Raw genomic sequence first — 17,498 nt, forward strand, 5'->3', positions numbered from 1 at the left:
ATCTAAACACCCTTCAAACATGCTATTTCAGGATTATTCTTCTATTTCGGCTTTGTCACGCAAGCTGTCTTCCGGTAACATGCCCAACAGTTTTTTCACGCGGTAGTTAATGCGAATCGTCAGCATGTACATGACCGGCGAAATAATCAGCGTCAGGAAGGTTGCGAAAGTGAGCCCGAAAATAACGGTCCACGACATTGGTCCCCAGAAAGCTACGGTCTCGCCACCGACTGAGAAATCGGGTTTGAAATCGGTAAACAAGGTGAAGAAGTCGAAATTGAGGCCTACAGCCAACGGAATCAATCCGAGTACTGTTGTAATTGCCGTGAGCAACACCGGGCGTAGCCTGGTTTTTCCGGCATGCACGATACACTCCACTTCATCATGAATACTCAGGAAGGCTTTTTCTGAAAGTCCGAGTTCTTCGCGCCTCCGTTTGCGCAGTAAGTCGATGTAATCGACCAGCACAATCCCGTTGTTTACGACGATTCCTGCCAGCGAAATAATTCCGATTCCGGTCATGATCACCACGAATTCCATGTGGAAGATACCCAGGCCAAGGAATACCCCAATGGTACTGAAGAGTACGGTCGTCATAATGATCAATGGCCGGATGAAAGAGTTGAACTGCGTAACCAGGATCAAGGTAATCGACGCCAGTGCAATCAACAGAGCCATGATCAGGAAGTTGCTGCTTTCGGCCTGCTCTTCCTGCTCCCCGGTAAACTTCAGCGTGTACCCGCGGGGAAGTTCATAATTGCTCAATACCTGGCGGATTCGGGCGTTAATTTCGTTGGCATTGTAGCCTTCGAGCACATTCGACGAAACGGTGATTGTCCGTTTGTTGTTGATTCGGTTGATCTTGTCGTAAGTTGTCGAATATTCGAAAGATGCTACAGCAGAGATCGGAATTTTGTTGCCTTCAGAAATAATTTTCTGGTTCATCAGGGTCGATACGTCATTGCGGTATTTTTCGTCGAGACGAATGAAGATGTCGTATTCATCCTCGCCATCTTTATAGTCGCCCACATCGTAGCCGTAAAGCGCATGACGAAGTGCCAGGCCAATTTGGCTGGTCGACAGTTCGTATAGCCGTGCTTTCTCCCGGTTGATTTTGACAAGCATTTCCGGTTGACTGGTGTTGATGTCTAATTTCAGTCCTTCAATGCCAGGGATGCGGTCAGCATCGATCTGTTGAATCACTTCGTCCGTAATTTTCAGCAGTTGGTCAAACTTGTCACCGCTCACCTCAATGTTAATTGGCGCGCCAACCGGTGGACCGTCATCTTGCTTTTCAACATAGACTTTGGCGCCGACAAAGCCTTTCAGGTTTTTCGACAAAAGTGCCATGATATCAGTGGTGTTGATGCCATGACGAAGTTTAAATTCTTCAAATGAAATCGAGATCAGTGATTTGTTCGGGCTTGAGCTTGAAGAGCTTTCAAACATGGTGCCTTTGCCGCTACCCACATTTGTGGTCACCGATTTCACGATATCCTGGTACGGTTCGAGCGTCTCCTTTACAATTTCCTCAACCTTCCGGGTCAGCTGATCTGTCTTTTCAATGGATGAACCCAAGGGTAACTCGGAGGTCACAAAAATGGTTTGCGGTTCGGTTGAAGGGAAGAAGACGAGTTCGGGATTGGTTGTGTAATAGAAGCCGATTGACAGGAACATCAGCAAGACTGTTCCCGTGAAATACACCAGTGGTTTCTTTCCGGTGATGGCAAATTTGAGTTGTTTTTCGTAGAAGTTTTCGAGCCATACCAGGAATTTATTCTGAAACCAGCGCGCCAGTCCCCTCAGGGCGATGGCGTTCAGGATCATCAGCAGGGCAACTAAAGCCAGTATGTTGGCGAACCAAAATACGCGCAAAAAGTAAAATGGAAGTGAAAGAAGCACGATGATTCCGGCATTGCGCAGAATTCGTTTAACGTTGGCTTTGCGGTCAATATCTTCAATTTTCATGAAGCCTGCGATGAAGGGAGGAGTTAGCACCAAAGCGACAAACAAAGAGGAAGCCAGTACGATGATCAGCGTTTCGGGCAGGATCTTCATGAATTCACCCATAATTCCTTCCCAGAAAATAAGGGGAAAGAAGGCGGCCAGCGTCGTTAAGGTGGAGGAGATAATGGGGAAGGCAATTTCACTTACACCTCGTTTCGTTGCGGTTAATGCAGAGTAGCCTTGCGAGTGCAGGCGGTAGACGTTTTCAACAACAACAATCGAGTTGTCGACCAACATCCCCAAAGCCAAAATCAGACTGAACAGAACCATGTTGTTCAGCGAAATCCCCATTTGCTGAAGGATAACGAACGACAGGAACATGGACATGGGGATAGAAAGTCCCGAAAACAACGCATTTCGGAAACCAAGGAACAGGAACAAGACGAAAATTACGAGCAGCATCCCCAAAATGATACTGTTCTCCAGGTTGGCAATCTGGTTGCGGATGTACAAGGAGTTGTCGTCAGTAATCCGCACATCGAGGTTGGCAGGCAAATAGCCGCTTTTTTGATGTTCCTTGATTAGTTCGCTTACTTTATCGGTAGCTGCCAGGATGTTTTCACCACTTTTTTTCGTGATCGAAAGCGTCACAACCGGCTTTTCATCCAGCCGCGATTCGGTCGATCGCTCTTTGTAACCATCAACGACATTGGCGACGTCGCGGATGTAAACCGGTTTGCCGCTATTCACCTTGATGATGGTGTTGGCAATCTGGTTCATGTTGGTATAATCGGCCTGTGTGCGAATGACCCGCCGAATTTCGTCCGATGTAAATTCACCGGCACCCATGGTCAGGTTTTCCATTTGGATGGCTGTGGCTACATCCTGAAAAGTCAGTCCGCTGGCTTCCAGTTTGTAGGGGTCAACATTGATCTGAATTTCACGCTCATCCACCCCTTTCAGGGTAGCTTCCGAAATTTCGTTTAGTCCTTCAAATTCATCCTGTAAGGTTTCGGCGAATTTTCGAAGGTCGCGCAAGCTGAAGTCTCCACTTAAGTTGACGTTCATGATCGGGAAGGCTGAAAAATCGAGATCTTGTACCAATGGTTCAATATCTAAATCGTTGGGTAGTTCCGTTTTCGATTTATCGACGCGGTCCTTTACATCCTGCAGTGCTTGTTTAACTTCCACACCGGTATTAAATTCCACGATGATAATACTGACATCCTGGTACGATGCCGACGAGACTTTCTTCACACCTTGCAAACCTTTGAGTTCTTTCTCAATGGGGCGGGTAATAAAGTTTTCAATATCGACCGGCGAATTACCGGGGTATATCGTCTGTACAAAAATGGTAGGAATCACGATCTCGGGGAAGAGTTCGCGAGGCATTTTGTTGTAGGAAAATATGCCGGCAAATACCAAAAGGGCAGTAAGAATATAAACCGTGGTTTTGTTCTTAATGGCCAGGTAGGTCGGCTTAAATTTCCGGGTGATATGCTGACTGTTGTCAGCTTGTTTTTCCTTATCCTTAGACATATGCTGAGATTTCAAGATTGAATCAGGTTGATAAATGCTTAGTATTTTACAGGAGTGCCGTCAATGACCTGATCAAATCCTTCAGAGATAACCAGCATTCCTGCTGCGATTCCTTCGGTAATTTCAGTCATGTTGTTGTTTGAAACACCAGTCTTGATGTACACTTTTTTCGCTTTTTTCACGTCTTGCGAATCGTCAACAACAAAAGTGTATTCTCCTTTAAAGTCATGTTTCACTAAAAGCGAAGGCATAACAATGGCTGAATCGGCCACATAGTCCCGGATTTTCAGAATCGAGATCATGTTGGGTTTAATCAGGTTATCCTTATTGTCTACATTGAGGCGAACACGAAAGGTGCGGTTGTTGGGATCGATGTAGTTTCCAATCTGATCGATCTTTGAGGTGAGTTGACGGTCGATAGCCGGAAATTCAACCACGACGTTTTCTTTTTTGTCGACCTTGGTCAGATAGGTTTCAGCAATGTCGCCGTAGATTTTTATTTTGTTGATGTTGACAACCCGGGCAAAAGGGATCTGTGGTCCTGCAATCTCGCCATTCTTCAGGAAGATCATATCAACAGTTCCGTCAACAGGAGATTTGACCTGAGCCATGTCTTTTTGTGCCAGCAGGCTTTCCAAACGACGTTCCATCGACTCCTTATTACTTTTCGCCTGAATGAATTGAATCTCGGAACCAATTTTCTGATCCCACAGGTTCTTTTGACGATCGAAAGTGGTTTGTGCGAGCTCCAGACTGATTTTGGCCTCTTCAATGTTTTGTTCCAACATGTCTGTATTTAGCGATGCCAGTTTCGTGCCTTTCGTGACGAACTGTCCTTCTTTCACCAGTATTTCAGTGATAATTCCGCTACCTTCCGGGCTAACATTAACTTCCTGATCAGCTTCAACTTTTCCGGTAACTTCGATAAAGTGTTCGAAAAGTTGCTGCTGCGCTGTAGTGGTTTTTATGTTGATGTACTCAATGTCACGATCGGCATCCAATTCATCTTCCAGTTGCGTGATTTCTATTTCCAGCTGTTGTTTTTGTTGTTTCAACTCAGACAATTGCTTGCGTTTGGCTTCGGGGCTGTTGTCAACTGTTCCGGAGCAGGAAGCCATAAGCAGGCTGATTCCGGCAATAAACAGCAGGTTAATGTTTTTCATGGTGTAAGATGTATTTGTTTTCATGTTTCTAATTTCCAATAGCAGTGTCTAAATTAATTTTAGCATTAAAGAGTTGCATGGCTGAAGCAACCCAGTCTGATTGTGCAGTGATGAATTGACTTTCGGTAACTGCCAGATCGGAGCTGGTTATAATTCCGTTAGCATATTTAATTTTGGACTTTTCGAAGATCCTTTCGGCCAGTTCTTTATTGTCGGCAGTGTTGACAAATTGGTCAACAGCGCTTTCCAGGTCTGCAACTGCCGTGAGGTATTCCATTTGCAATGATTGAGCAGCCTGGAGCTGATCATTTTCTGCCTTTTCCAGTTCGAAGCGGGCTTGTTTCACTTTAGCCATTCTCATGCCGGAAGAAAAGATCGGGACAGAAATATTGAGTCCCCACATAGAGGATGGGAACCAGGGAACGTTACTTTTGAACAGGTTCCAGCTGTTTCCGTAAGCGGTCTTGTTATAAGTATAAAATGCGCTGACTGTTGGCATATAAGCCGATTGTTCCAATTTCAACAATTTGTCCTGGCTTAGTCTTTGCGAATCCAGTAAGCGGTAGTCGATGTGATTGGTGTAGTCGAAAACAGTTGTGTCTTCTTTTTCCAATAGAAGCGGATTCAGGAAAGTGGCGATATCGTCAGTCAACCCAATCGGCGTATTGACATCAACGCCCATCGTGTATTTTAAAACCATTTCGGCAACCCGAATTTCGCGTTCCGCTTTGATAATTGCGTTTTGCGAATTTTGAACAATCAATTTAAACTGCTCGACATCCTGCTCTTCAACCAAACCATTTTCAAACATCGCTTTTGTGTCAGCATATTGTTTCTCGTTATTAGCCAGGTTTTCCGATAGAATGCTCGAATTTTCATGGGCAACCATGGCGCCGTAATACGCCTGTTCAACCGCATGTAGTATTTCTATTTCTGTTTTCTCTTTAGCCTGATCTGACAGTTGCAGATAAAGCTTTGCTGAGCTCACCCCGACAATGTAAGATCCGTCGAATATCTTTTGATCAACGGTGAAGCCGAAGTCGGAGTTGAATTTTTGTCCGAAAGTAACTTCAATGTAGTCACCGGATTCACCGCCGACAAAATCAGCCGGGATTAGCTGAACAGGTAAGTTCAGGTAATTGGTGTAGTGCGCCGATCCCGAAACCTGCGGAAGACCCGAGGCAATGGTTTCCCATACTTTTTTCTTCGCTGACTCAACGTCGAGCGAACTGTTGCGAATCGTATAGGAGTTTTGCCTGGCATATTCCTTCGCTTCGAACAGCGAGAACCTGAGTGTGTCCTGCGCCGACGCTGCTCCCGCCGTGATGAGTAAAATGGCAATCAAAAGAGATTGTCGAACTCTAGTTTTCATTTTGAATGTTGTTTAATTGTTGTTTGTAGTATTTCAGTCCGTATTCTGTGCAAATAGCATGAAATTGATAATCAATTACTTTATCGAAAAGGTCAATGCTGTGTATCTCTTCTTCCGAAAATAAACCCAAATCAGGGTTGAATAGAAACAAGAAACGTCCAACAGCCAGGCGCGCCACAAAATGAGCGTCAATTTCTTCCCTGAAAATGCCCTCTTCTTTGCCTTGTTTAATCAATGCCAGGTTGTCCTCATAGATCTTACCGCGTTTAAATTGTTGGATCTTTTCATTGATTTTTGGGTAAAACCGGCGAAGGTCATGCTCAAGGTTATTTTGAAGCAATTTGTTCAGGTTGAGCATGTGTGCCCTGATTTTGATCACTTTGTCGATCGCATTTAGTCCGTCGTATTCCAGGAGGTTGAACTTTGGATTACAGACAAAGAACCTGTCTGTGAATTGATCAATCAGTGTCTCTTTATCCTTGAAATTTTGGTAAAGCGTTTTTTTTGAGATACCTACTTCATTGGCGATATCGTCCATTGTAACACTCTTTATTCCGTATTTGAAGAATAAATCAGCTGCTTTTTCAAGAATCAATTCTCTTTTTTCGTCAATCATAGCTGCAAATATAGGAGCAAATTTCGATTTTGGAAACTCCAAGAACGTTAAAAGTTTCCAAAGTTTTTGTAAATTTTATGTTCGTGTACTTGTTCGAATCCGAAAGCAAACTTAGGTTGATTTAGCTGTTGAATACGTGCATGAATCGGCTAACGACGAAATAAATCGAGGAGAGAAAGAAATGTGGTGGTTTAAGGATTTTGTTCCTAAACGAGGGAGGATAGTAAGAATTCAGCAATCTTAAGGTCTGACGGCTGAGTAATCTTGATATTTTCCGGATTTCCTTCGACCAGGTTAATGGTTACACCCATGGCTTCGCATACCGAAGCATCATCGGTAAAAAATGAAGATTCCTCCTGCTCGAATGCCTGTTTGATCAGATCGATTTTGAACGTTTGGGGCGTTTGCACCAGGCGGAAGTTATTTCTGTCAGCGTGTTTACTGCCCGTCGTCGAAATTTCACGGATCGATTCAATGACCGGAGTAACCGGCAATGCATTTCCTGATTTTAGGGCTGTCTTCTCACAATTGGAAATTGTTTGGTTGGAAACCAGGGGCCGAACGCCGTCGTGGATAAACACAATACCACTATTCGGTAGCTTGTTGAGTCCGTTTTTCACGGATTGGAAACGCGTGTTTCCCCCCGCAGTAAGTTTATGCGGAATGGAAAAATGATGTTGAGTGCAAAGGTTCTCCCAATACGAAAATTGGGCTTCCGGCAGAACTAAGCATATCTGGATGCTATCGTCGTAGTTTTTAAAGCGTTCAATCGTATGCATGAGTGTCGGTTTCCCATTCAATAAAAGAAATTGTTTCGGAATATCGGAGCCCATTCGTGAGCCGCTTCCACCGGCAACTATTAATGCAAACTTTTCCATCGTTGTAAATGTTGCAAGCAAAAATAGCAATACATTTAGAGTTCGCTTCACGATTGCTGAATTAAAATAAATACAAACAAGAACATGCAAACACTACTTCAATTTTTAAAAGAGCTTAAGCAGAACAATAACAAGGAGTGGTTCAATGATCACCGGAAGGAATACGAAACGGCGAAAGAGCAGATGCTTTTCTTTACTGATCTTATGATTCAGGAGCTTCGAAAGATTGACTCGGATATTCCGGCCTTGAGCCCGAAAGATTGTCTTTTCCGAATTTTTAGAGATGTTCGTTTTTCCAAAGATAAGAGCCCTTATAAAACTAACATGGGAAGTTTTATCGCTCCCGGAGGGCGTAAAAGTGAGCTGGCCGGGTATTACGTTCATTTCGAACCGGGAGCTTCTTTCATTGGAGGCGGGGTTTGGTGTCCTGGGCCTGAAATACTTCGGTCGATTCGTTTGGAAATATATAATCATCCGGAGAGTTTCAAAGAAGTGTTGTATGATGAGGACTTTAGGCGTGTGTTTCCGGAGGTGATGGGCGAAAAGTTGAAAACAGCACCGAAAGGGTTTGATAAGGAGTTTGAAGACATCGCTCTTCTTCGCTATAAATCGTATGCCTTCGGCTGTTCGTTGTCGGACGAACAGGTTTTGTCGGCCGATTTAATTGATGAAACTGTTGAGGTGTTTCGCCAGCTGAGCCATATGAACCGATTCTTGAATGATGTCATCGGAAAAAAGAAGTGAAAAAAGGTGGTGAACAATAAAAAAAGACCCGTTCATCATGTGAAATGGACAAAAAGAGGGGTCAAAAGCATTCGTTCATGATATTTTTGGGAGGGAAGGGTTACAAAATCTGAGATCTGCGTATTAACAAGTAGATTAGTTTCTTCCCAATCAACCCATTTTCATAGAAAAGCCGGAAAAGTAATTTTCCCGGCTTTTTTTCTGTTATATGGTTTTCTGGTTATGCTATTTCACTTCACCATTTTTGATGAGCCATTCCGCAATTTGAACCGCGTTCAGGGCAGCACCTTTTTTGATTTGATCACCCACGCACCAAAAAGTTAAACCTTTGGGGTTGGTGATGTCTTTCCGCAGGCGTCCTACATAAACATCATCCTTGCCGGCAACAAACAATGGCATTGGGTATTCATTTCTTTGCGGCGCGTCAATTACGGTCAACCCTTCAAATTGGCTGAATGCTTCGCGCACTTGTTCCACGCTCAAGGCTTCTTCTGTTTCCAGCCAAATCGCTTCAGAGTGAGAACGGGCTACGGGTACACGCACACAAGTTGCACTAACTTCGGCATCGGTGTGCATAATTTTTTTGGTTTCCCAGTTCATTTTCATTTCCTCCTTGGTATAATCGTTATCCAGGAAAACATCGATGTGAGGAATGATATTCATCGCCAATTGATGAGAGAACTTGCTCACAGTCGCTTCGTCACCGTTCGCAATTTGGCGGGTTTGCTCTTCAAGCTCGGCAATACCTTGAGCACCGGCACCACTGGCTGCCTGGTATGTTGCTACTTGTACCTTGGTGATTTTAGATAAATCGTTGATCGGTTTCAGTGCAACCACCATCTGGATCGTTGAGCAGTTCGGATTAGCAATAATGTTGCGGGGACGCACCAAAGCATCTTCCGGGTTAACTTCAGGAACAACCAAAGGCACGTCGTTATCGTAACGGAATGCACTGGAGTTATCAATCATGATCGCCCCGTATTTTGTGATGGTTTCAGCATAGTCTTTCGAAATTGAGCCACCAGCCGACGTCAGTGCAATATCAATACCTTTAAAATCGTCATTGTGCTTCAGTTCTTTAACAGTTAGCTTTTTGCCTTTGAATTCATATTCTTTTCCGGCACTTCTTGCTGAACCAAATAAAACCAACTCATCGAGCGGAAAGTTTCTTTCGACCAATACTTTCAGGAATTCCTGGCCAACCGCTCCACTTGCACCAACAATGGCAACTTTCATAATTTCAAAAATTTTGTTAACTTAATTGATCAATTGTCAGTTAATTCTGACGTTATATAAAGGCCCCAAAATTAGTTGTTTACTTTTAAATTCTAAGCCGATGAAAGCGAATTCTTGTTATTTTCTTTTGATCGGAATCATCTTGTTAACAATTGATACTTATGGAAGGCCAATTTGGTTTGAAAATTTTGATACTTCTGAGAAAGGATTTTGGGGAGATGAGGATGGAGTAACAATTCATTCGGATTTGGCCGGGATTACAAAATGGTTCCTGAATGTCGACAATTGTACCTTTTCTGCCGACAACGATTACGTAAAAACAGTTTCAACTTCCGGTGGGCGGTTTGAAGCGATGGACTGCGACGGAGAAGCAGTTTGGCACTCCGAATGGATTCCGATCAACGGCGAAAGCAGCGTGAGCTGCCGTTTGATCGCCAAAGAAACAGGAAGCGGAAAAACCGTGACCAGCAAATATATTCATGTTTATTACAGGTTGAATGATAGCCCTGAACAGCTTTTCGGACTGAATGGAATGAGCGAAGGGAACTGGGGCGAAGCTGAAGTTTTTCAGGAAGACCTGGCTGGAGATTCACTGCAAATCGTCATTCGGTTAAACAGCAAATACGCGTCAGATAAGGTAATTGTGGATGACATCCTGGTTGAATCACAGGAACCACCTTTATTGCCGGAAAATTTAGCCTCCGCAGGGGATGTACTAATCAATGAAGTCTTGTTCAACCCGTATCCGGATTGCTCCGATTTTGTGGAAGTCGTCAATGTGTCCGACAAAAACTTGCGAACCGACCATCTTTTCATTGCGTCGCGCGATGGAGAAGGGAATCTGAAAAAGATCAGTCCGTTTACCACATCTGCTGAATATTTCGAGGGTGGGGCCTATCTGTTGTTGAGTGAACAGCCTGATACGCTTGTCATGCTCTACCCACAAACTTGTCCGGAGAATTTCCTGAGGGCTGAATTGCCCGGTTTTTCGAATGATGGTGGAACAGTGGTCCTTGTTGATGATTCGTTGAATGTCATCGACGAGTTTACTTATTCCGACAAGATGCATCATCCTCTGTTAGCGGATGAAAATGGTGTTTCATTGGAGCGTAAATCACTTCTGAAGGAAACCAACGATATTTCCAATTGGGCATCGGCTGCTGTTGTTGTCGGCTTTGCTACTCCCGGTTGTCCGAATTCGATGCAGGAAGAAACGGACGCGAAAGGCAATTCCATTACGTTCGAACCCAAGGTAATCTCTCCCAATAACGACGGATACAATGATTTTATGACCATCCATTTTGAACTTTCGGAGCCCGAGTGGATGATTACTGTTTTGGTTTTTGATGGCGCTGGTCATCTTGTTGACCAACCCATGAAAAATGCAACAGTCGGGCAAATCGGCGATCTAAAATGGGAAGGCAAGCGGTCCAACGGGCAGCAGTTGGCAGCCGGTATTTATGTGTTCTATCTTGAAATGATAAACTTATCAGGGCAGCGAGAAGTTTTTAAGAAAAGCTGCACAGTCGTAAATAGAATTATGTAATTTAGGGTGGAATTTCCAAAAATCAACTATGAAACAAAACCTTTTCTTATTCTCCTGGAAGGAACTTACCCGTTCTTCCTCATTTGGGAAGAGCGTTGCAACCACCATCATGCTCGTTTTTCTGGGCTTGTATTTTACGCTGGTGTTTTTATCGCTGGGGGTATTTGTCATTCCCAAAGTACTGTCAGAGGCATATCCGGGGCAGGAGCTAACAAGTGTGCTCAATAGTTATTTGCTAATCTATTTTGCCTTTGATCTGGTGATGCGGCAATTTGCACAAAGTTTGCCAACAATCAGTTTTAAGCCACTCATGGTGCTGAATGTTCGGCGAAAGCAAATCGCATCCTACTTGCTGACCCGGTCCGTTTTTAACTTTTTCAACCTGCTACCGCTTTTCCTGATTATTCCGTTGTTTTTCCGAATGGTTGTGCAGGGTCATCCGGGCATTGGGGCGTTGGCATGGTTGGCCAGTTTGTTGCTTTTAATTTTGAGCAACCACTTTCTGACTACTTATCTGAAATGGTGGATCAACGAAAGCAGCTATGGCTTTTATGTGTTTGCTGCGCTTTTTGTCGTGTTATATGGATTGAACTATTTTGGGTTGGTTGATTTAACCGGACTTTTCGGGAAATTGCTCGATACTGTGATTCAGAACCCATTCATACTTCCAGTGTTTCTCCTACCACCGGTCGTGTTTTATTGGTTGAACAGGCGGTACTTGATGTCGAACCTGTACCTCAATTTAGTTGAAAAAAAACAGAAGGACTCGTCGGTTCGCGATTTCAGCTGGATGAGTCGTTTGGGCGATTATGGCAAATTTATTTCGTTGGATGTTCGTATGATTTGGAGGAACAAGCGCCCTCGAAGCCAATTTTTGGTAACGGTTCTTTTCTTGTTTTACGGGCTTATGATCTACAAAAACAGAGGTGAAGCGATTCCCGAGTTCATGTTGATTCTCGGAGGGTTGTTGATGACCGGTATGTTTTCGATTTCGATCGGTCAGTTTTTTCCAGCCTGGCACAGTCGTTATTATGCGATGCTAATGACTCAGAATTTTAAAATGAAGCAGTTTTTGCAGGCTTTCTATTTTATGAATGTCATGGTGTCCTTTGTCTATTTTCTGGTCACCTTGGCTTATGGAATCATTGATATTCGGATCCTTTATTTTAACACGGCGCTGTTCTTTTATCACATTGGGGTGAATATGAATCTGATTTTCCTTTTTGGAACGTTCAGCAAAAAGGCTGTTGATTTGGGCGGTTCGGCTATGTTTAATTACCAGGGAATGGGAGCTAGTCAGTGGTTGATTTCATTTCCCTTAATTTTTGGACCGGTGTTGCTGTTTTTTTTGTTTAAGTTCCTGACGGGAGCAATTGCGGCTCTGGTTATTATGGGTGCCTTGGGTGTTTGTGGTGTTTTGCTGCAACCACATCTTATCAATTATTTTGCAAAAGCTTTCAATAAACAAAAACATCGCATGATTCGCGATTATAAAAACTCCTGATTATGATTGAAATTGTCGACCTTATAAAAGCCTATCAAAAAGAAATCGTTTTGAATATTCCGGAACTGAAAGTCGAAAAAGGGCAGCTTTTCGGTTTAGTTGGTAATAATGGCGCCGGTAAAACAACCTTGTTCAACCTTATTCTCGACTTGATTGTCCCTTCAAGGGGGCATGTGGTGAGTCAGGAAATTATTGTTCAGGAGTCTGAAGATTGGAAAGCTTTTACCGGAGCATTTATCGATGAAAGCTTTACCATTGGGTACCTCACGCCGGATGAGTATTTTACTTTTGTTGGCGAATTGCGCGAAATGAACCAGTCGGATCGGGAATTATACCTGGCTGAGTATGCCGAGTTTTTCAACGGAGAGATTCGCGGCAAGAAGAAGTTTATCCGCGATCTTTCGAAAGGGAATCAAAAGAAAGTCGGTATTGCTGCGGCTATGATGGGGAAACCAGAAGTGGTAATTTTAGATGAACCCTTCGCGAACCTCGATCCAAGTTCTCAGTATAAACTTCGAACATTGATCAAAAAGCAAGCAGCTGAGCAGGGAACAACCTTTCTGATTTCGGGTCATACTTTAGATAATATTACGGAAGTTTGCAGCCGGATCGTAATCCTTGAAAAGGGAAAGATTGTCAAGGATGTGCCGAAAACGGAGACGACACTTCGCGAACTGGAAGATTTCTTTGCGGGAGTGCATGAACCTGAAATGTTTACAGTCGATTAGGAATTCAATATTCAGTTTGCAGGAAGCTGCTTCTTTTAAGACTTAATCCTTTTTGCGGGTCTTGATTGAAGCAGCTTTTTATTTGTATTAAATTCATCAAAATTCTGTTGAATAACAGCTGTTGTTAACATACTTCTCTTTAAGTAATTCGGAAACAGGTGGAACAAACTTTGCGTATAGTATTATGTAGTCCTACATCGCGCATGAACAGTGTTCATTGTTTCCTTCGGGAAATATTCGTCAAAGTACTTTGACGTTCAATTTGTGAACGGGTCTTGTTAAACAAATATGGATGAATACTCAAATTTATCAGTAAAAACCAAATGTCATGGAAGTCAAAAAGTATCCACGTGTCGATCTGGAACGGTACCACAATTTTTTCGTGGAGATTGGACTTATACTGGCTTTGGGAATTTGCTTTATCGCGTTCGAATGGAAATCCCCTGTAAAGGAAGTTAGGGATTTAGGAGGAGTGGCAGTACAGGAAATCGAAACAGAAATAATTCCCATTACCAGACAAGAACAAGTCCGCCCGCCGGAACCGCCACCACCACCCAAAGTGGTTGAAGTCTTGAATATTGTTTCAAATGACGTTGAGATTGATAAAGAGTTGGAAATTGAGGATACGGAGGCGGATGAAGCAACTGTTGTAGAAGTGAGCCCGATTGTTACAACAGTGGAACATGCCGTTGAGGAAGAAGAAAAGGAAGATCCGATTTTTTACATTGTCGAAAATATGCCCGAGTTCCCGGGAGGACAATTGGCTTTGCGCAAGTTTATTGCCGATGCAATTAAATATCCGGTGATTGCTCAGGAAAACGGTATTCAGGGTAAAGTGTATGTGAATTTTGTTGTCGGAAAAGACGGACAGGTAACCAACGCGAGGGTTATCCGAAGTGTTGATCCGGCACTTGACAAAGAGGCACTACGGGTTGTGAATAGCCTGCCTCGCTGGAAACCGGGGATGCAACAGGGTGAGCCCGTTAGGGTGGCTTTTAGTGTTCCAATTAGTTTCGTATTGCAATAGGTTGAATTCTGGTTAATTGAAAGAGGCTGTCAGGAAAGGCAGCCTTTTTTATATCTAAAGTTTTACAAGCGATTTGCTTGTTTTGGGATCAATTCAAAGCTTCCGTTTTATCTTTGTGTGCGTATGGAAAAAGAAAGCAGGATTAAAGCAGAAGCATTGTTGTTGCGAAGTGGGATGACAACAATTTTAGAAGGAATTTCTTTTGAGCTGAAAAAAGGCGAGTCCATTGCCATTACCGGCAGTTCGGGGAGCGGGAAAACAAGCCTGGGGCGAATTATTTCCGGGCAACTGATACCAACATCAGGGAAGTTTGACGTTGAACAAACCCTGAGCAGGGTAATGGTCGATCAACAGGATCATTTTCTGTCGCTTTCGGGCAGGCGAAGCACCTATTACGGTCAGCGCTACGAAAATCAGGGGATGGAAAACTCTCCAACAATTGAAGGCTATTTAGAAAAAGTCGCCGCCAAGGCAGGATTGACTGAATCATCCGGTGAAGTTCAAGAGGTCATGGAGACCATGCATATCAGTCATCTCAACGATCGGAAATTATTGCAACTGAGCAACGGCGAGCGAAAGCGAACGCAGCTGGCTGCAGCATTGTTGCAAAAGCCTGATATTTTAGTCCTCGATCAGCCTTTTGTTGGTTTAGATGTGGAATCGCGTCAGAAGCTGGATGCGCTGATTAAAATTCAAATGCAGGAGGGGATCTCGTTTGTCATAATTTGTCAGGCCAACTTAATGCCGAATGGGCTGAGGCACATACTGGAATTGCATGAAGGGAAACAAGTGCAATGGTGTACTGCAGATCAGTTCCAATCACAAATAAGTACCTGGCAAGCAGAATTGGAACCTTTGTCACCGGAGTTTCTCTCCGATTTGCATACAACCACGGAGCAATTGGAGCATGTCGTCCGCATGCGAGATGTACAGGTTACGATTGGTGGTAAACAAATTCTGCAGAAGATTGATTGGCAGGTGAAGCCCGGCGAACAGTGGGCTTTGTTGGGGCACAATGGCGCCGGAAAGACCACGCTGCTCAGTTTGGTGACAGCCGATAATCCGCAAGGTTATTCGAATGACCTGGTGTTGTTTGATCGGAAGCGTGGATCGGGCGAAAGTATTTGGGATATCAAAAATCGCATCGGATTTGTATCGCCCGAACTGCATCTTTATTTTCTTCGGGGAGAAGGAATTTTCAATACAATTCCGGGTATTCAAGCCAAAGCACATCCCCATTACGATGCGTTGAGTTGCCTGGATGTGGTCGTCTCCGGGTTTCGGAATGAAATTGGTTTCGCCAGCGAGCCGACTGACCTTCAGCGCGATTTGGCAGAACGGTGGTTTCCCGCGTTGGGATTGAGTCATTTGAAAGATCGTTTGTTTTTGCAGGCATCGTTGGGTGAGCAGCGTTCCCTGTTACTGGCTCGTGCATTGGTGAAATCTCCTTCCTTATTAATATTAGACGAACCTTGCCAGGGACTGGACGAAGCGCAAACTCAGCGTTTTGTGCATTTACTCGATCAAATATGCCTTCACTTAAACACAACGATGGTTTATGTAACCCACCATCGGAACGAAATACCGGCTTGCGTTTCACAACTGTTGGAACTGGAAAACGGACAGGTGAAATTCTGTGGAGGCTTTAACTGATTAAATTCATCTTTAAGCGGTGCGGACAAGCCGTAATTTCGGTTATTTTTGTTGAAAACGAATAGATCCAATTCCTATGAATACTAATTTCTTTGTCAAATCACATGGTCTGGGTAACGACTATATTGTGATGGATAGCCACAAAACCGACTTCGAATTCACCGTTAAAAATATTCAACTCATTTGCGATGTACATTATGGCATTGGTTCCGATGGCATCCTGGTGTTGGTTGACAGCGATAAAGCTGATTTTGGTCTGCGGATTCTGAATCCCGATGGCTCGGAAGCAGAGAAAAGCGGGAACGGCTTACGCATTTTTGCCAAGTTTTTGTTCGATTATGGCTACACCACCCAAGCGTCGTTCTCGATCGATACCTTGGGAGGCGTTGTTCAGGCTGAAGTTATTCAGCAGGAAAAGGAAAAAGCCCGCATGATTAAGGTTGATATGGGAGCTGCTATTTTCGAGTCGGCAAAAGTACCGGTGAAAAGTGACTTGCCCGAGTGTCTCGACGATACACTTGATCTGGATGGCATCAGCTATCAGATTAATTGCGTGTCGGTTGGAAATCCGCACTGTGTGGTCATTAAAGATGAACTATCGGTTGATGAGATCATGCAATATGGCTCGCAGATTGAGAACAACCCCAAGTTTCCGAACCGAATTAATGTGCAGTTTGCCAAAGTGATTTCGCCCGACTTGGTTGAAATCCTGATTTGGGAACGCGGCGCCGGATGGACGCTGGCTTCGGGAAGTTCGTCGAGCGCAGTGGCAGCCATTATGGTGAAAAAAGGGTTGACGAACCGCAAACTAACCCTGAAAATGCCGGGTGGCGAACTGAAGCTGCAAATCGATGAAGACTGGCAAATTCACATGACCGGCGAAGTACGCGAAATTTGCTCGGGTATTCTCAGTGCAGAGCTTTTGGACGAACTGATGAATTAGATAACGATTCAGTCGACATATGGAAGAAGCAGTCTCAATACAAATTGGGGACTGCTTTTTAATTTCCTCTTCCCAGCCCGGTTCGGACTACACATTCCACTCAAACAGGCTTTGCAGCACGAAGCCTACGTTATTAACGGCTTATTCGATCTGCCGCCGTCTGAAACGCCCGGTTTATCCGTGATCGTTTGATAAAACCGTGCCGGAACGTCCGGGGAAGCTTTTATCGTTTGATAACGGCTTCCCGGAGCGCCGGTGGAGCTTTTATCATTTGATGAAACGCTGCCGGAAGCGTTGGTGGAGCTTTTATCATTTGATGATGTGCCCGCGGAAGGCTGGTGGAGCTTTTATCATTTAATAAAACCGTGCCGGAGCCGTCGGTGGAGCCTTTATTGTTTAATGACGGCTCCCGTGTTTGAATGCGTTAACCTGAAATTTGGAAGCTCCTGAAACCTGAAATCGTTTTTTGGTACAGCCTCTTTTTTCAGCTTCAGCCTGTTTCGCGATGTTTGTTTGTTGCTGCTGGAGGGAATCAGAAAGCGAAACCGCAGGTAATATTCAATTCTTTCCGTGGAGATCGACAATCTATTTGTTTAAAACTA

General features: G+C 44.0%; 13 protein-coding genes. 7 read left to right on the forward strand and 6 right to left on the reverse strand.

Annotation, left to right across the window (positions count from 1 at the left end; genetic code table 11):
* Positions 1–33 precede the first annotated feature (33 nt).
* The 5 genes from GJV22_RS15775 to GJV22_RS15795 form a co-directional block, all read right to left on the reverse strand.
* Positions 34–3,486: an efflux RND transporter permease subunit gene (locus GJV22_RS15775; protein WP_163715940.1), complete on the reverse strand. Its 3,453-nt coding sequence runs from the start codon at positions 3,484–3,486 to the stop codon at positions 34–36.
* Positions 3,487–3,524: 38 nt separating this feature from the next.
* The gene (locus GJV22_RS15780) at positions 3,525–4,673 is read right to left on the reverse strand and encodes an efflux RND transporter periplasmic adaptor subunit (protein WP_163715951.1); all 1,149 of its coding nucleotides are present in this window, start codon (positions 4,671–4,673) and stop codon (positions 3,525–3,527) included.
* A gap of 4 nt (positions 4,674–4,677) precedes the next feature.
* A complete protein-coding gene (locus GJV22_RS15785) occupies positions 4,678–6,021 on the reverse strand; it encodes a TolC family protein (protein WP_163715955.1) in 1,344 nt (447 codons plus the stop codon).
* On the reverse strand, positions 6,011–6,637 hold the full coding sequence (locus GJV22_RS15790; protein WP_163715958.1) for a TetR/AcrR family transcriptional regulator: 627 nt from the start codon (positions 6,635–6,637) through the stop codon (positions 6,011–6,013). Before GJV22_RS15790 ends, GJV22_RS15785 begins: the two co-directional genes overlap by 11 nt.
* Before the next feature lie 206 nt (positions 6,638–6,843).
* Positions 6,844–7,515 (reverse strand): 2-C-methyl-D-erythritol 4-phosphate cytidylyltransferase, encoded by a 672-nt coding sequence (locus tag GJV22_RS15795; protein ID WP_163716985.1) that lies wholly within the window; start codon positions 7,513–7,515, stop codon positions 6,844–6,846.
* An 84-nt stretch (positions 7,516–7,599) separates the two neighbouring features.
* On the opposite strand from GJV22_RS15795, the gene GJV22_RS15800 reads away from it, so the two are divergent.
* Positions 7,600–8,259: a DUF2461 domain-containing protein gene (locus GJV22_RS15800; protein WP_163715961.1), complete on the forward strand. Its 660-nt coding sequence runs from the start codon at positions 7,600–7,602 to the stop codon at positions 8,257–8,259.
* A gap of 225 nt (positions 8,260–8,484) precedes the next feature.
* Here the strand turns inward: GJV22_RS15800 and GJV22_RS15805 are convergent, their stop codons facing one another.
* Entirely contained in the window at positions 8,485–9,495 is a 1,011-nt protein-coding gene (locus GJV22_RS15805) for an aspartate-semialdehyde dehydrogenase (protein WP_163715964.1), read from the reverse strand.
* 100 nt (positions 9,496–9,595) lie between these two features.
* On the opposite strand from GJV22_RS15805, the gene GJV22_RS15810 reads away from it, so the two are divergent.
* From GJV22_RS15810 to dapF, 6 genes are all read left to right on the forward strand, one after another.
* On the forward strand, positions 9,596–11,041 hold the full coding sequence (locus tag GJV22_RS15810) for a T9SS type B sorting domain-containing protein (RefSeq protein ID WP_163715967.1): 1,446 nt from the start codon (positions 9,596–9,598) through the stop codon (positions 11,039–11,041).
* Between the two features lie 28 nt (positions 11,042–11,069).
* Positions 11,070–12,545, forward strand: a complete 1,476-nt coding sequence (locus GJV22_RS15815; RefSeq protein WP_163715970.1) for a DUF5687 family protein — start codon at positions 11,070–11,072, stop codon at positions 12,543–12,545.
* Between the two features lie 2 nt (positions 12,546–12,547).
* Positions 12,548–13,273 (forward strand): ABC transporter ATP-binding protein, encoded by a 726-nt coding sequence (locus GJV22_RS15820; RefSeq protein WP_163715975.1) that lies wholly within the window; start codon positions 12,548–12,550, stop codon positions 13,271–13,273.
* A 328-nt stretch (positions 13,274–13,601) separates the two neighbouring features.
* Positions 13,602–14,300 (forward strand): energy transducer TonB, encoded by a 699-nt coding sequence (locus GJV22_RS15825; protein WP_163715978.1) that lies wholly within the window; start codon positions 13,602–13,604, stop codon positions 14,298–14,300.
* A gap of 123 nt (positions 14,301–14,423) precedes the next feature.
* Positions 14,424–15,953 (forward strand): ATP-binding cassette domain-containing protein, encoded by a 1,530-nt coding sequence (locus GJV22_RS15830; protein ID WP_163715981.1) that lies wholly within the window; start codon positions 14,424–14,426, stop codon positions 15,951–15,953.
* Between the two features lie 76 nt (positions 15,954–16,029).
* Entirely contained in the window at positions 16,030–16,896 is an 867-nt protein-coding gene (dapF, locus tag GJV22_RS15835) for a diaminopimelate epimerase (RefSeq protein ID WP_163715984.1), read from the forward strand.
* Positions 16,897–17,498: the final 602 nt, after the last annotated feature.

Source organism: Mangrovibacterium lignilyticum, assembly GCF_010882175.1.
GTDB lineage: Bacteria > Bacteroidota > Bacteroidia > Bacteroidales > Prolixibacteraceae > Mangrovibacterium > Mangrovibacterium lignilyticum.

Excerpts from the sequence above, each read along its gene's own strand:
- GJV22_RS15775 (WP_163715940.1), bottom strand. The coding sequence starts at position 3,486 with ATGTCTAAGGATAAGGAAAAACAAGCTGACAACAGTCAGCATATCACC.
- GJV22_RS15780 (WP_163715951.1), bottom strand. The coding sequence starts at position 4,673 with ATGAAAACAAATACATCTTACACCATGAAAAACATTAACCTGCTGTTT.
- GJV22_RS15785 (WP_163715955.1), bottom strand. The coding sequence starts at position 6,021 with ATGAAAACTAGAGTTCGACAATCTCTTTTGATTGCCATTTTACTCATC.
- GJV22_RS15790 (WP_163715958.1), bottom strand. The coding sequence starts at position 6,637 with ATGATTGACGAAAAAAGAGAATTGATTCTTGAAAAAGCAGCTGATTTA.
- GJV22_RS15795 (WP_163716985.1), bottom strand. The coding sequence starts at position 7,515 with ATGGAAAAGTTTGCATTAATAGTTGCCGGTGGAAGCGGCTCACGAATG.
- GJV22_RS15800 (WP_163715961.1), top strand. The coding sequence starts at position 7,600 with ATGCAAACACTACTTCAATTTTTAAAAGAGCTTAAGCAGAACAATAAC.
- GJV22_RS15805 (WP_163715964.1), bottom strand. The coding sequence starts at position 9,495 with ATGAAAGTTGCCATTGTTGGTGCAAGTGGAGCGGTTGGCCAGGAATTC.
- GJV22_RS15810 (WP_163715967.1), top strand. The coding sequence starts at position 9,596 with ATGAAAGCGAATTCTTGTTATTTTCTTTTGATCGGAATCATCTTGTTA.
- GJV22_RS15815 (WP_163715970.1), top strand. The coding sequence starts at position 11,070 with ATGAAACAAAACCTTTTCTTATTCTCCTGGAAGGAACTTACCCGTTCT.
- GJV22_RS15820 (WP_163715975.1), top strand. The coding sequence starts at position 12,548 with ATGATTGAAATTGTCGACCTTATAAAAGCCTATCAAAAAGAAATCGTT.
- GJV22_RS15825 (WP_163715978.1), top strand. The coding sequence starts at position 13,602 with ATGGAAGTCAAAAAGTATCCACGTGTCGATCTGGAACGGTACCACAAT.
- GJV22_RS15830 (WP_163715981.1), top strand. The coding sequence starts at position 14,424 with ATGGAAAAAGAAAGCAGGATTAAAGCAGAAGCATTGTTGTTGCGAAGT.
- dapF (WP_163715984.1), top strand. The coding sequence starts at position 16,030 with ATGAATACTAATTTCTTTGTCAAATCACATGGTCTGGGTAACGACTAT.